The sequence below is a fragment of the Rheinheimera oceanensis genome (genome assembly GCF_018831085.1).
GTDB lineage: Bacteria > Pseudomonadota > Gammaproteobacteria > Enterobacterales > Alteromonadaceae > Alishewanella > Alishewanella oceanensis.
In genome coordinates this window covers 1-13115 of the sequence record NZ_JAGPNM010000015.1, presented here as the reverse complement: position 1 = coordinate 13115, position 13115 = coordinate 1, and the positions used below count along the sequence as shown (strand labels likewise).

At 44.2% G+C, this 13115-nt stretch carries 12 protein-coding genes; 6 read left to right on the top strand and 6 right to left on the bottom strand.

Annotation, left to right across the window (positions count from 1 at the left end):
- Positions 1-69: 69 nt before the first annotated feature.
- The 3 genes from J3B89_RS19845 (at position 70) to J3B89_RS19835 (ending at position 4114) form a co-directional block, all read left to right on the top strand.
- Positions 70-2244 (top strand): KAP family P-loop NTPase fold protein, encoded by a 2175-nt coding sequence (locus tag J3B89_RS19845; protein ID WP_215399377.1) that lies wholly within the window; start codon positions 70-72, stop codon positions 2242-2244.
- A gap of 363 nt (positions 2245-2607) precedes the next feature.
- Entirely contained in the window at positions 2608-3267 is a 660-nt protein-coding gene (locus tag J3B89_RS19840) for a DNA adenine methylase (protein WP_215399376.1), read from the top strand.
- Between the two features lie 40 nt (positions 3268-3307).
- On the top strand, positions 3308-4114 hold the full coding sequence (locus J3B89_RS19835; protein WP_215399375.1) for an 8-oxoguanine DNA glycosylase: 807 nt from the start codon (positions 3308-3310) through the stop codon (positions 4112-4114).
- On the opposite strand, the gene J3B89_RS19830 is transcribed toward J3B89_RS19835, so the two are convergent.
- Genes J3B89_RS19830 through J3B89_RS19815 form a run of 4 tightly spaced genes read right to left on the bottom strand, consistent with a single transcriptional unit; the run spans position 4055 to position 6944 of the window.
- Positions 4055-4723 carry a nitroreductase family protein gene (locus tag J3B89_RS19830; RefSeq protein ID WP_215399374.1) on the bottom strand — a complete coding sequence of 223 codons (669 nt, stop codon included), beginning with the start codon at positions 4721-4723 and terminating at the stop codon, positions 4055-4057. The genes J3B89_RS19835 and J3B89_RS19830 overlap by 60 nt on opposite strands.
- Positions 4716-5321, bottom strand: coding sequence for a 7-cyano-7-deazaguanine synthase (locus J3B89_RS19825; protein ID WP_215399373.1), 606 nt, complete (start codon positions 5319-5321; stop codon positions 4716-4718). The genes J3B89_RS19830 and J3B89_RS19825 overlap by 8 nt, the downstream gene beginning before the upstream one ends.
- On the bottom strand, positions 5318-6553 hold the full coding sequence (locus J3B89_RS19820) for a PfkB family carbohydrate kinase (protein WP_215399372.1): 1236 nt from the start codon (positions 6551-6553) through the stop codon (positions 5318-5320). Before J3B89_RS19820 ends, J3B89_RS19825 begins: the two co-directional genes overlap by 4 nt.
- 13 nt (positions 6554-6566) lie before the next feature.
- Positions 6567-6944 carry a hypothetical protein gene (locus tag J3B89_RS19815; protein ID WP_215399371.1) on the bottom strand — a complete coding sequence of 126 codons (378 nt, stop codon included), beginning with the start codon at positions 6942-6944 and terminating at the stop codon, positions 6567-6569.
- Between the two features lie 424 nt (positions 6945-7368).
- On the opposite strand from J3B89_RS19815, the gene J3B89_RS19810 reads away from it, so the two are divergent.
- Entirely contained in the window at positions 7369-8085 is a 717-nt protein-coding gene (locus J3B89_RS19810; RefSeq protein WP_215399370.1) for a helix-turn-helix domain-containing protein, read from the top strand.
- Here J3B89_RS19810 and J3B89_RS19805 read toward each other — a convergent pair.
- Positions 8066-8470 (bottom strand): VOC family protein, encoded by a 405-nt coding sequence (locus tag J3B89_RS19805; RefSeq protein ID WP_215399369.1) that lies wholly within the window; start codon positions 8468-8470, stop codon positions 8066-8068. The two genes, J3B89_RS19810 and J3B89_RS19805, sit on opposite strands and share 20 nt — an antisense overlap.
- Positions 8471-8768: 298 nt before the next feature.
- On the opposite strand from J3B89_RS19805, the gene J3B89_RS19800 reads away from it, so the two are divergent.
- Both J3B89_RS19800 and J3B89_RS19795 read left to right on the top strand, forming a co-directional pair.
- Positions 8769-9329, top strand: a complete 561-nt coding sequence (locus J3B89_RS19800; RefSeq protein ID WP_215399368.1) for a recombinase family protein — start codon at positions 8769-8771, stop codon at positions 9327-9329.
- Positions 9330-9530: 201 nt separating this feature from the next.
- Positions 9531-10316 carry a hypothetical protein gene (locus J3B89_RS19795; protein WP_215399367.1) on the top strand — a complete coding sequence of 262 codons (786 nt, stop codon included), beginning with the start codon at positions 9531-9533 and terminating at the stop codon, positions 10314-10316.
- A 161-nt stretch (positions 10317-10477) separates the two neighbouring features.
- Here J3B89_RS19795 and J3B89_RS19790 read toward each other — a convergent pair whose 3' ends face one another.
- Positions 10478-12994 (bottom strand): tetratricopeptide repeat protein, encoded by a 2517-nt coding sequence (locus J3B89_RS19790; RefSeq protein WP_215399366.1) that lies wholly within the window; start codon positions 12992-12994, stop codon positions 10478-10480.
- Between the last annotated feature and the right edge of the window lie 121 nt (positions 12995-13115).

Sequence of the window (13115 nt, the reverse complement as noted above, 5' to 3'; positions counted from 1 at the left end):
GAATTTCGTGAAGCGACGGATAAACATTATGTATAGAATCAGATAATTTGGGTGAGTTTTGGAGACGGTATGCTTGGACTAGGCTGGTTAAAACGGATTTTATCACTGGGCTCAAGTGTTAAAGCGAGCTCTCCTGATGAGGTTGAGAGCGAAAGCCCTCCGGAAGCGCCCGCTGTCTCGGTGACCGCGGATAATCCCATATCGAGTCCTGACGCTGATGCGTTAAATAGAACTAAAATGGCGTCTGCATTTGCAGAGCAAATCCAAAACATGGATGCGCGGCACGGTTTAGTCGTTGGCGTGCTGGGACCATGGGGCTCGGGTAAAACGTCTTTTGTAAATCTGACTCGCCATCATCTGGTGGGTTCAGGTATTCCAGTACTTGATTTTAATCCCTGGATGTTCAGCGGCGCCGACCAGTTGGTGCAATCATTTTTCATCGAGTTGACTGCGCAATTGAAGCTTAGGCCGGATCTTAAAGAAATTGGTGAGAAAATTGAGGAATATGGAGAGGCGTTTTCAGGGCTTGGTTGGCTGCCCTTTGTTGGCACATGGATTGAAGGCGGTCATAAAGCTGTTGTAGCAGCCTCCAAGTTACTCCAGAGCAGAAAAGAGGGCGCTGGAAGCCGACATGCAAAGGTAACAAAAGCGCTGAGCAATATCCCCAAGCCCATCGTTGTCGTATTAGATGATATCGATCGCTTAACCACGGCGGAAATACGCGATGTATTCAAGTTGGTCCGCCTTACCGCGAATTTCCCAAATATTATTTATTTGTTGGCCTTTGATCGTGCCCGAGTGGAACAAGCTCTCGGGGAACATGGTATTCCCGGTCGAGACTATCTGGAGAAAATTTTACAGATAGGTATAGATTTGCCAGCAGTCCCTTTTGATGTCCTGAATTCGCAAATCTTCGCCGGCATCGAAGGTGCGCTCTCAGGAATTGAGAACAAGGGGGCGTTCGATGAGACCTTATGGCCTGATGTATTTATGGAGGTCATTCGTCCATTAATAAGGAATATGCGTGATGTTAGACGATATGGTGCCGCTATCCATGGCACTGTTAAAGAGCTTGGTGGGGGTGTTGCACTCGTTGACTGTCTGGCACTTGAAGCCGTAAGGATCTTCTTGCCAGATGTGTTCACTAAACTCCACCAATCAATTGCTGGATTAACGACAACCTCTAAGCATACCTATGGAGAGCGGGAACCCGAGTATTTGAAAGAGCAAATTGTCGCGCTGATTGGATCTGCGGGTGAGCAGCAGAACGTTATTCGAAATCTTATTATACGGTTATTCCCCGCTGCGCAACGGCACATTGGCAACACCCATTTTGGTGCCGCATGGAAGAATGGATGGCTTAAGGAGCGGAAAGTTGCGCATGAAGATATTCTCCGATTTTACCTAGAACGAGTCGCTGGAGAGAAATTACAGGCTTATACCTGTGCTGAAGTTGCATGGTCAATATTGGCTGACCAGAACTCTTTTGATGCTTACATGCGTTCTCTTCCTCCGAATCAGCTTCGTGATGTGATCTCAATGCTTGAAGTATATGAAGAATCGTATGCTCAAGAGCACGCAGTTTCTGGCTCGATAGTCTTACTGAACTTGCAGCAAATCATTCCTAACGTTCAATTAAGCATTTATGACTTTGGGCCCCAAATGACAGTTACCCGGGTGGTGTATCGTCTTTTAAAAGCACTTAAAGAGCCAAGCGAGATAGAAGCTGCTACTCAGCAGATCCTGCCTCAGCTCCAACAACTGTCTTACAAGCTCGCTCTGATAAACATCATAGGTTATCGAGAAAAAGTTGGTAACCAGTTAGTCAGTGAGGACGCAGCCGGAAAGTTCGAACAGGAGTGGCGAGCTGAAGTCCGCGCCGCCAGCGCCGAGCGTCTTTCCCAAGAAGCAGATTTGCTAACAACGCTGCTTACAGTAATCGGAGAGTCATCTGCTGATGAGCCTAAACTCTCTATTCCTGATAAACCAACAATTACGTTGTCCTTACTCAAATCCGCAAAAAGCGAGACGAGAAGTCAGCCGATGGGAAGTAGAGCTGTTACCAGAACACCACGTCTTTACTGGGATGGTTTAGTTAAAGTTTTTGGCAATGAAGAGGTCCTTCACGAAAGAATTGCCTCACTTATGCAAAGCAGCGTAGATATTGATCAAGACTTACGTGACTTGGTTGAAAAATATCTAAGTGGTTGGCGCCCCAAAGAGTTTTTAGACAGTCACGATTAAAAAACGCTCTATCAATAGTGATGTGGGTTTGCCATATCACCAATAGACTTCAACAGTGCTTTCTCACTCGTTTGGGTCGACACTTGATTGGCACACAAAAGTGACGGCCAGCTCCCTAGTAAAAATCATTGCCTATGACAGGCCAAACCCGTAAGCCCCTAGTTAAGATATATGAGGGGCAACTCACCTTCCTTAAGTTCTACAACACTGCTCTCGCCAAGCCAATAGCGACTCTATCCGGAGTCCGCGCGATATCGGCAGCAGGACGGCATTTCATATAGATGTTTCAGGTTGACTTCACGCTTGCAACCATCGGCAATTTTGCCGATAATAGACCGGTCGTAATTTGTTAGGGAATTAAGTGTGGCGTTTCCAGGTGGTAAAGGTAAAAGCTTCCAGCACATAATTAATCACATGCCTCCTCATAAACTCTATGTAGAGCCGTTTGTTGGAAGTGGGGCTGTGGTTGCCAATAAAAAGCCTGCTCATAAAACCATCATTAACGATATCAACCCAAAATTCGTCAGCGAACTAAATCTTGAAATCGACGGCCTGGAAGCCTACGTGGGCGATGCCTTAGATGTTTTATCTCTCGATATCTATAACCATGAAACCTTGGTTTATTGCGACCCACCTTACGTACCAGAAGTGAGGCGCAAGACAAAGATTTATGAGTACGAATTCGACCTGGAACAGCATAAAACCTTACTGAGAAAGCTGAAGTCTCTCGATTGTATGGTGCTTCTATCTGGTTACGACAACGCACTTTATAACGCTGAATTGGTTGGATGGAACAAATATTGCTTTACAGCACAGAGTCAAGTGGGGCCGCGGACTGAGACACTATGGTTTAACTACAGTCTGTCTGGTGAGCTGCATGACACAAGGTATTTAGGCAAGAATTTCAGAGAACGACAGAATATCAAAAGGCGTTTATCCCGAATGAAGGATAAATTCAAAGCCATGCCACCCTGTGAGCGATTGGAGCTCATGGACTGGTTACAACAAACATATGCGAGGTAATGACATGTGCCAAACGACTTTCTTGAGCATTGGTGCCTCCATGGTACAAATAGAGTTGCCTGACGAAAATGAGCAAGTATTACCAGGCGTTCATTGGGGAAACGTTGCGGCGTTTCCCAGCCTGGCATATTGGACGTATAAAGTCCTGCAACGACGACTCATGAACAATACTGTGCAGTATAAACTGGGTCGCTCATTGCTTGAGGAAGTTGGCGCGTGCCTACTGGGAGGTCATGGGATCCCAGCGTATATTGGCTTGGCCGCCTATGAGCATTTGAAGCAGCTAGGGGCATTTAGTGGTGAAGTGATTTCTGAGGAACAACTTTACGAGTGGTTGTCAGCTCCCTTCAATGCGAGAGGAAAAATGGTCAAGTACCGTTTTGCTAAGCAAAAAGCGAAATATTTGGCTGATGCGATATTGCAGCTCTCTACTGACACTGAATTACCATCAACCGGCCGTGCGTTGAGAGACAGGTTGACCAAAATCAAAGGTATTGGCCTAAAAACAGCGTCGTGGGTTGCTCGTAACTGGATGGACGCTGACGATGTAGCAATCCTTGATATCCATATTTATCGTGCTGGCTTACTCGGTGGCTTTTTCACTGAAGATAAAGTGATTGAAAAAGATTATCTGGAACTGGAGGAGACGTTTATTAACGTCGCTAAGGCTATTGGCGCCAAAGCATCTGAATTAGATGCTGTGATGTGGTTTGAGATGCAGGAAAGCCCCTTTATTCTGGACATTCTAAGAAGCAGAAAGTCTGCGCAGGGGCTTCAGACTGAATTATCAGATAATCCGATCACCAACCAACGCCAGCCCCATGCCCTGCAGTTGGCGCTCGTCTGATAAGAGCGCCGCTTCGGCCATCCCAGAAATGCCAAGTGGGCAATATGCCAGGCCAATATGTTCACTAATCAGCGAATGTGCTGATTGCACAGCGCCTGCATCGCGCCACACCAGTGATAATGGGTTATCGTACTTCGCTGAGATGAGATCTAAATCCGCAACATACCAAATGACGGTAGCGGCTGTGCTCGAATTAAAGAAATCTCTGGCCTTATCTGCCAACACACTTCGCGGTAATGCTACCTCGATGGCACTGTGAGTGTGAGGATCGTACCAATACCAATTCGGTTGAGAAGGTTGGTTAAACAGAATATGGATTGCATGCAAGGCGCCAGACGATATTACATTTCGTTGTTCCACCTCAAAGCCGGCGTCATTTATATAACTGCTTTTGGCGGAATGTGCCAGGTGGAGGAGCTCACCAAATCGAGCGGGAGAAGCTGGGCTAAATTTGCGACGGCATTCACGCTTATGAAGCACATCGAGGAATGGTTCTTCCGGACGCGCCCCGGCCAATCGTTGCAATAGAAAACTATGTTTACCCTCTGGCTTCCATCTGGAAATTGGGGTCGGATTTAACTTTGGCACAGGTTCAAGTAAATCACGCATTTTTTACTCCCGCCATGATGCTTTCATACTTATTACAGCCACGACAATTTCCGCATGGGATGTTCGCCTTGTGACATGAATGCGCGGCATAAAGGAGAGACTTTGGAATTTTGGACAACGCAATGAGCTCTTCTGTCGTCCAGTCTAAGCCAGGCGCCTCAATCTTAAGCCCACCCTCTTGAAAGGACATGACATCATTCAGACGTTGGTAAAATTCTGCCGTACCGTCTTTGTGGTAACCGTCAGACTTTACTGAGCCTGTGATTAATGACTCTAAACCCAGCGTCACAGCGCGTGATGCGCAAAGTGTAACCAGTAGTTGGTTTCTAAATGGCCACCAGTCTGATTTAGGTGCGATGGCCAACTCTTCCTTCGAAGAAAGATCACCGCTACCGAGCACACTGCAATCAACGCAAATGACTTCATGTTGTATAGCAAGTTCGCCGCAAATGAAGTTAGCAGCTTGGATTTCCGCCTCAGCAGCGTTTTGCCCATAATTTAGAGTGAAGGCCACTTTGGGCTTAATCAGATAGGCCAGGCAAATGGAATCTATGCCACCAGACAACAGGAGGCCTACATTTTGCCTGGTGTTACTCATTGCAACCATCCTACGGCATAAATGGAAGTCGCAAAGTCCTTATAGATCTGACAGCCAGTCCCCTCATACATTTTCAAATGTTCGTTAGTCGAGTTCTCAGCCAAAATAACCACTTTCTTCCCGGCTTGTATGGCCATTCCAATTTCAAATAGTGTTCCCGGATCGTGTTCATCAAATAGCGCATAAACAACATCACAGTTATGGATGCCGTCAACATCATGCTGTACAACTTGCTCCGCAGTACCAACACCAACATCATGGTAGGGCGAGAAGACCTTCATTCCAGCTTCTTCCAAACAGCGCTTGGTCTCATTAATTAACCACATCTGCGCTAACGTGAAGAAAGGGCCGGCCAGGTAAACATTCAGCTTTTTCTGGGATTGTGGCTTATGGGTTTGAAGTTTAGCAAGGTAGTCATTCAGTGACTGATCGTCCGTATAGGTTTTTGTATCACAATAAAATGCAGCAACACCGCTGGCACGTTTGGCGGCATCGTAAACAGATAACTGTTGGCTAACCCAATAAAAATAGAATGCCGCAGCAAAAGTATCGCCAGAACCTATAGGGTAAACATTGCTTGTTTGGTAGGGTTCAACCCAGCCATTCGCACCGGTCGCGCACGTGGCGTACGCCCCTCGTTTACCGCACTTAATAACGACGGCGTCTGCTTTTTGATGTGTTAAAACCCAATCAGCGAGGGACTCAGTGTCAGGCAGGGTTTGGCCTGTAATACGGGTGTAGGCGCTGGATGCTTCATAGTGGTTTAACACCAAGGCCAGCTTCTTAGCTGAGCACTTGGTTTCTCTAAACAGCTTTGGTGAAATTGCATTTTGAGGATCATAAACAACGGTATCAGCATTCACTTCCGCTTCGGCTTCAATCATACCAAAAATAAGCGCGCTCTCTTTCGATAGGTCTCTTACCTTAAATGGCGGTTTATGGCCATAAACACACTTTTCTGGAGTGATTTCTGGGATGGCGAGTGGGTGTTGATAGCGAAATGTCGGGGTAAATTCTGAGTCTACTATTTCAAATTTACACTCGGTAAACAGTAATTGCCCCTGCAACTCGTTTTTCAGCTTTGGATCAAGCTTGGTGTGTAGCGTTACCTCGCCGCCATTTGAAAGTTGCGAGATCACTTGAACAGCACGACCAGCTGAGCCCATCAACTCCTGCTTATCGGGCCAATCACAAATCTCTTTGTAACATCCCCCAACGATATTTAATCGCATAACTGCTCACTCCTTAAGCAGGCTCTATCCGAATAGCAATTTGGGCACCATTTTTGGATACCACCGTGGCCTTAAACATGAAGCCACTGGTAATGCACTGAAAAAGCCTTGCTGACTGATCAACGATACCGCCGGCGAGTGTGCCATTTAGAAACACTGCAACAGTTTCCGTTGCCCCCAATTTGTAGACGTCAACATGCAATATTGTGCCTGGATTTAACTGAGGTAACACAGTCGGTTTAGGGCTACTGATGTAAGTGTTGAAGCGCAGCTGGGAGCAATCTACTCCCCCTGTACCACCCGTTGGCGTCAGTGAACCTGGCGTTGAATCTCTTCCCGACATAATTATTCCTTTAATAACGACTAAATTTTGTTCTTTATTTGGTAACAAAGAGGCGATGCTTTGTCAATTAGTTATGATGAAGCTGTCAAAGTGTTATTTAAGGCTATGATCTTTTGTGAAAAAGAGACATGTACAGTTGGTGTGTTTTTTATCAGTCCAGAAAGGCAAGTTGGGTCATGAGTTTTCTGGTTGGTTGTACTTCTAAACCCAAAGAAATGTTAGTCGTAAAGACATTTTTTTCCGTGCAGGTCAACGAGGCATTTGAAATAAGCATCTTTTACCCAAAGTTTGCACAATCAATTTCCGTATCTATACTCACTCAGCATTGGTCGAGAGAATATTATTCAAGGAGAGAAAATTATGTCTAAATCCCCACGCAAGGCTATAAAGTCTGCAGGTGGAACGCATCCGAAGTGTAAATAGATGATACCTCATGAAGGTTAGGCTATCATTGATCTTGGAGAAAACCTAAGTGGAACAAATTATTTGCTCTTGGACGGCATATCTTAAAAAAGGGACTGAATCAATATTTCCGGATGGTTGCAGAGATATCATCGTCATTCTGGGGAAAGATCATTCATCCAATATTATTTGTAGCGGATTGGATACTACTTTTAGGATGATTTCTTGTAGAGAAGACACTAAATTCATCGGGGTGAGGCTAAGCCCGGGGGTGTCTTTTTCTTGGGATAAGCGGCATAACTCTTGCAAACTTAAAGATATAGACGTGACGAGTTATTTTCCCAAGGTAAGCCATGGCTTGAATAACGATGTTGAAAGCGAAGATGTGGCTGTTCAGCTTTTGGAAGCAGTAAAAGCTTTGGTTGAGCCTGCGCCAGTTTGGCTTGATGACTATTTTGAGGATTTATCGTTCGATAAAGTTAGCCCTCTCAATTCCTTGAGCGAAAGAAGTATTAGAAGGAAGTTGGTCCAAATTACTGGTGCTCCTCCAAGATTTTGGAATGCTTTAGCTCGTGTCAGGTATGCTGGTTTGGAGCTGATACGATCTGAAGCGCCTCTTGCTTCTATAGCTATTGAGAGTGGTTTCTCTGACCAAGCTCACATGAGTAGAGAAATGCAACACTGGTTCGGTTCTAGTCCGAGGGCGATACGTCATAACAAGGAGCGAGTGGCGGATAAACTCACTGCTCCCAGTGTATTTAGCCGATTTAATGATGCTCAATTATAAATTTCTGGAACTCTTTGGTCGGCTTAATTGGATGGTAGCAGTAAACTACTACGCCTGATGGGTCAACTAATCCAAATCCCCTATCCCCCCAAGGGTGGTCTTCAAGTGGAATTAATATCGACAACCCTGAGTCAGTTAATTTTTTGTATGTTATATCAGCATCTTCAACGTTAATATTTAGAAAAATGCCACCTTTAAATGGCTCCATATCTGGTCTGGGTGTCATTAAGCAAACTTCTGGCCCGGAGTTCACGGATCCAAGGCGAAGTACTACATACCATCCGCAATCGAAAACTGGAAAGGCTTGGAAGTAGTTTTCGTAGAATTTTCGAGTATCTTCAAGTTTGGTTGTGATGACGGTAATACTGGTCGATTTTATTATCATCAGAGATCTCCGAAGTAGATAATGTTGAGCTTATTAAGGGGTGCCTGTTAACTCTGACCTGAACTGTAATTAATTTCTTGAATAAATCGGCCATTTTCAAGGTACGAAATGTATTATGTCGTCTTGATAATAGGGAAACGACCGTTTTCTTTACACTCCCTGCCGACGCTCAAATCAACTCCCTTCAACCTCAAAACGTGTAAATAAATTTTGTAAATAAATCTATGTAAAGGTTAGGTACCTTTTCTATGCATTTGAGCTAGAATCCAAATGGTGAGTCTGTTGTCAGAGGTGTGCGATGATTTTTGGTTATGCCCGGGTGAGTACTCAAGACCAATCTCTTGATCTCCAAAACGATGCATTAAGAACAGCCGGCTGTGAGGAGATTTTTAGTGAGAAGATCACCGGCAAGCAGCGCGAGCGGCCTGAACTGCAAAACTGCCTGCGGATGCTTCGTAAAGGTGATGTACTAGTTGTTTGGAAACTCGACCGCCTGGCACGCTCACTCAAAGACTTGGTTGAGCTCATTACTGAGCTTGAAGCAAAACAGGTCGGCTTTCGCTCGATTACCGAGGCGATTGATACGACCACCGCCGGCGGTAAGTTAGTGTTCCACATATTTGGAGCTTTGGCCGAGTTTGAACACAACCTTATTCGGGAACGAACGCTCGCTGGTTTGGCTGCCGCAAGGGCTAGAGGGCGCAAAGGAGGCCGGAAACTCTCGATGAGCCCAGCGGATATTCAGAAAGCCGCTGCTATGCTGTTGGACCCTAGAATAACTAAGACCGAAGTGGCAAAGCATTTTGGTGTTAGCCGGGTGACGTTAAACAAGTCCCTTAATAGCCGCCTCGGGAATTAAGTTAATTTACCTAAAATAGAAAAATGCATCCTAAAATTTGTAGCATGCTATTAGATTCCTGAAACTGGATAATTTATGAGCACTAAATTTTCAGTATCAATATTACGCATGACAACCCGATGATTGTCATGTAAATTCACAGTAAATCATCAATTCAATGCCTGATTTAAGCTGAGTCAGAATGGAACTCACAACTTTAAGATGACAACTGTTTTTGGCATTAATCAGCATTTCTGGGCTGCTGATTCACGATGGACATTTATTGGTACCCATCATTTTAGCGATGCGCACGATACCAGAAAAGCTATCCTTTTTGATAATGAAATCATGCTGTATGCAGGTGATGAAATTGCCATAATCGTTGATCAAGCTTGGTCTATGGATGTCATACAGATCGATGATTATCTAAGATTGATGGCTATGGTTTCTGAACATGAACAAAAACTGGAAAAGCTAGTTATTGGCTTAGGGGACGGTTCAATAATTGATCATCAAGATTCGAATCTCTATCCTAAAAGCATAAACAATGAACCTATATTTTACTTGGGTTCAGGAGGTGTGCATGCGGCTGACTTTTTTTACTATACTCATAGAAAGAAGAAACTCAGTAATTTAGGGTGTAACCTCGAAGGGGCGATGAGGTATGCTTCCGTCAAGGATGTCGCCACTGGTGGTAAGAGAAGTATTGATATCTGGCAATCGGGGCGTTATCTTGTACGACAAATGAACAATTTGTTGGATGAGTTTGATCAGTTACGTTATACTTCATACCTTAGAACTAAAGTCGATTATCTCTACCAAGAATTGGAGCAAACTGAAATGACCAAAACAGCAGCGGAAAAACGAAGTGCTTTCTCTAGCACCTTTCGAGCTGGTAGTTTTTCATCTCAAGAAGCAGGTATGAGAAAAGTGACCATGTCTTCTGTGATTTCTCGAATAGAGAGAACTGCAGCCAGAAAAGCGGCTAAAACGAAGAGTCCTGATTAGAGTTTATCGAGTCAGGGTTCTGTACTCTACGCATCCAAGTCAAAATTATATCGTAGCTCCTTACTAGTCTTGAAATAAGAGGCTGCACGCGAGCTCTTTCGTTTTGAAATACAGAGAGCTCGTGCAGTGGTTGAGGGCATTTTAATCTCAAACATGTAATTTCAAATGAACCTATCTTCTGGTGAAATTCCATCGACCCAAAAGAGTATACGCTCTAGGTGAAAAGTTGGTAGTTTAGGGCGACCAAACGTCTTGGCTTTAAAATCAATATGAGAATACTCCCTTAAACTTTTCAGCAATCTCGGCAGCAATCGCTCACAAGCGGTCTTTTGTCCAAACCCGTACATTGTCATGTTACCGGATACAAAGTTAACTGCGCTCCATGCAATGGAATAAAGCTGGCTGGGAGTAAAACGCTCTACGAGAGGAGTTATATCCTCATAATCGCCTGATGTTAATACAACATCTTCTGTGTCAAATACCTTACTCAAGTTGTAATAGAAACTATTCAGAAGCCATGCTACCTTGAGTTTGTTCTCACACTCTGTGACTTCTGATTGTTCAAAAGTCCGTTTCTTGATCTCATCTCTTAGCAAATCTAAGCAGATATCGATATTGAAATAGCCTTTTATGTTGGGTATTAGAGGAAGCGATGTCAGTGAATATTGAGTCGCTGTTTCAGGATCAAAGTCCGCGAATCCATTTCCGCTAAACCTCAGTACCTCAGTAGTCATTAACTCTCTGATGATCGTGTGTGATGTGTGATAATAGGGTACCAACAACGACACTATGGGGTTTGGCCGGAGATGGATGAAGGTTTCTTTGCTTGCATGCGCCATATAGACGGCTGCTGCCAGATATAGTAGGTGTAAATTGCTGACATTGGATAAAATGAGTTCTGACTTCGGTATTGCGAGGATACTCTGAATTTCAGCTTCTTTTTTAAGTTTAACTTCCAATTGCTTTTGTCTGGCAGCTTTCGACTCCCCCTCATCCATAGTATTAATTACATTTTGAGCCGACACATAGTCCTGACGTTTGATATAAATAAGAGCCAGATTGTTGGCCGCCGAATTGCTGTAACCAGAGTCGCTATTCACAACGTCGTGGTATAGAGATATCGCCTCGTCGTAGTCTTTTGAAAAATATGCTTTAAAGAACTTAAGTGGCAAACTAAGGCAATATGGGGTTTCTGCGAGTGCAGCGTAAACACTGTTGGTAAGTTTGGCTGCAATTTCTAGGTCATTGTATTTTGGATGATGAACAATATCGCCAATTATCTCGTCGTAAAAATACTGCAACCTGAAGGGATCGAGTATTCCCGGGTCAGGCGAGTCCTCCCATTCCTCTGCTAACGTAGCCTGGCTATGGGCAGAAAGCCATCTGTAGACTACCCTATATGCCGAGCGGACTTGCTGGATAGCGCACTTACCATACATTTCTTCCCTAATATAATCTGCAACGTTAAGGTGTGCTTTGATATCATTAATTTGTTCGCCATCGTCATCAAACTCGGGTTTTTCCAGTAAATTGAACTCTTCGAAATATGAGTCTTCTTGCCCCACTGAACACAGTAAATCAATGAGTCGCATTCTTAGCCCAGAATGGCTGTAATCATCAGCATAATATTGCAGTTCAAAGGAACACAGAGTCATATCCCATTTTGCTAACCATTTTCGCTCACTATCGGAAAAATAGTCGCAGAATGCCTTGATAGTCTCAAACGGTCGAGCTGGCATGCCGGGTAGATGTTTCGCTTCTATCAACTTACTGATTGCGGAGGCATATATACAATCAAATTCCTTAAGACGTTGATAGAAAATCACCATCGGAATGATGATATGAAAATCATCCAACATGGACTGATATTCACGGAAAAACGAGGTAACACTTTGCTGAACATAGAGCAGTGCTTCTAACACTCGCCTCACATCGCTGTATCCAGGTTCAGCGTCATTCTCAAGAGTCCATAGGAAGTCTCGATAGGCGCTTAAATGAATGTCGCCCTCCGCTATTGGGAGGAAAGCATTATCACCCGGTGTTAGCAGCGCTTGTACCATACCCCATTGATCTTCCCCAAGATGCAAAAGCTCTCTTTTTAAGATGGTATGAAGTGATTCTCTGTCGTTGACATGCCGTAATGCAACAAAGAGCAAGTAGATGCTCCAATTACCATCTAATACCGCAAAAAGCGCCTGGAGTTCATCGTCCAACGAAGGCTTAGTATGCGAGGTACACGCGCTATGATATTGGGCTGCAAAGAAGGTAAAGCCGAATAAGAATGGAACATTTGTATTCTTCTTCTCGAAAAATGACATAACGTCGGACGGGGTAATACTTTGAATATGTTTGCTGAAATGCATAGCGAAGTGTTCATTCGAGTAAGTTCCGTCTGGATCTAATTGAACTGCACACTCATAAGCAGAATACAGAGATGGCAAGATATCCGTAGCGCGACTAAATTTCACATGCCATAAAATATGGCATACCACTTCGTTAAAAAGCCGACCTTCCTCCATACCATCCAAATTACTGAAATCGATTCTTACGCTGCCAGCTATTTTGCTGCCAAATTTCTTCAAGTAAGCGCGTAGCAACTTTTCATTTTTAGCTCGAACAGCCTTTGCCGCTTTGCTGAAATCGATTTGACCGTCATATTCAACAGTAGAAAAAACCACCTGCACTCCTTTGCATGCTAATTGTCGACGTTTACCAAATCAAAGTGTAGTGGTCAACTAATTCCGGACAGTAAATTAGATAGATCTTCCGCTTTTGCCGGTGGCACACCATCGTTGAATT

What these genes read in the sequence shown, in the direction of transcription:
- J3B89_RS19800 (WP_215399368.1), top strand. Translation starts at nt 8,769, where the DNA reads ATGATTTTTGGTTATGCCCGGGTGAGTACTCAAGACCAATCTCTTGAT.
- J3B89_RS19825 (WP_215399373.1), bottom strand. Translation starts at nt 5,321, where the DNA reads ATGAGTAACACCAGGCAAAATGTAGGCCTCCTGTTGTCTGGTGGCATA.
- J3B89_RS19805 (WP_215399369.1), bottom strand. Translation starts at nt 8,470, where the DNA reads ATGATAATAAAATCGACCAGTATTACCGTCATCACAACCAAACTTGAA.
- J3B89_RS19835 (WP_215399375.1), top strand. Translation starts at nt 3,308, where the DNA reads ATGGTACAAATAGAGTTGCCTGACGAAAATGAGCAAGTATTACCAGGC.
- J3B89_RS19845 (WP_215399377.1), top strand. Translation starts at nt 70, where the DNA reads ATGCTTGGACTAGGCTGGTTAAAACGGATTTTATCACTGGGCTCAAGT.
- J3B89_RS19830 (WP_215399374.1), bottom strand. Translation starts at nt 4,723, where the DNA reads ATGCGTGATTTACTTGAACCTGTGCCAAAGTTAAATCCGACCCCAATT.
- J3B89_RS19795 (WP_215399367.1), top strand. Translation starts at nt 9,531, where the DNA reads ATGACAACTGTTTTTGGCATTAATCAGCATTTCTGGGCTGCTGATTCA.
- J3B89_RS19820 (WP_215399372.1), bottom strand. Translation starts at nt 6,553, where the DNA reads ATGCGATTAAATATCGTTGGGGGATGTTACAAAGAGATTTGTGATTGG.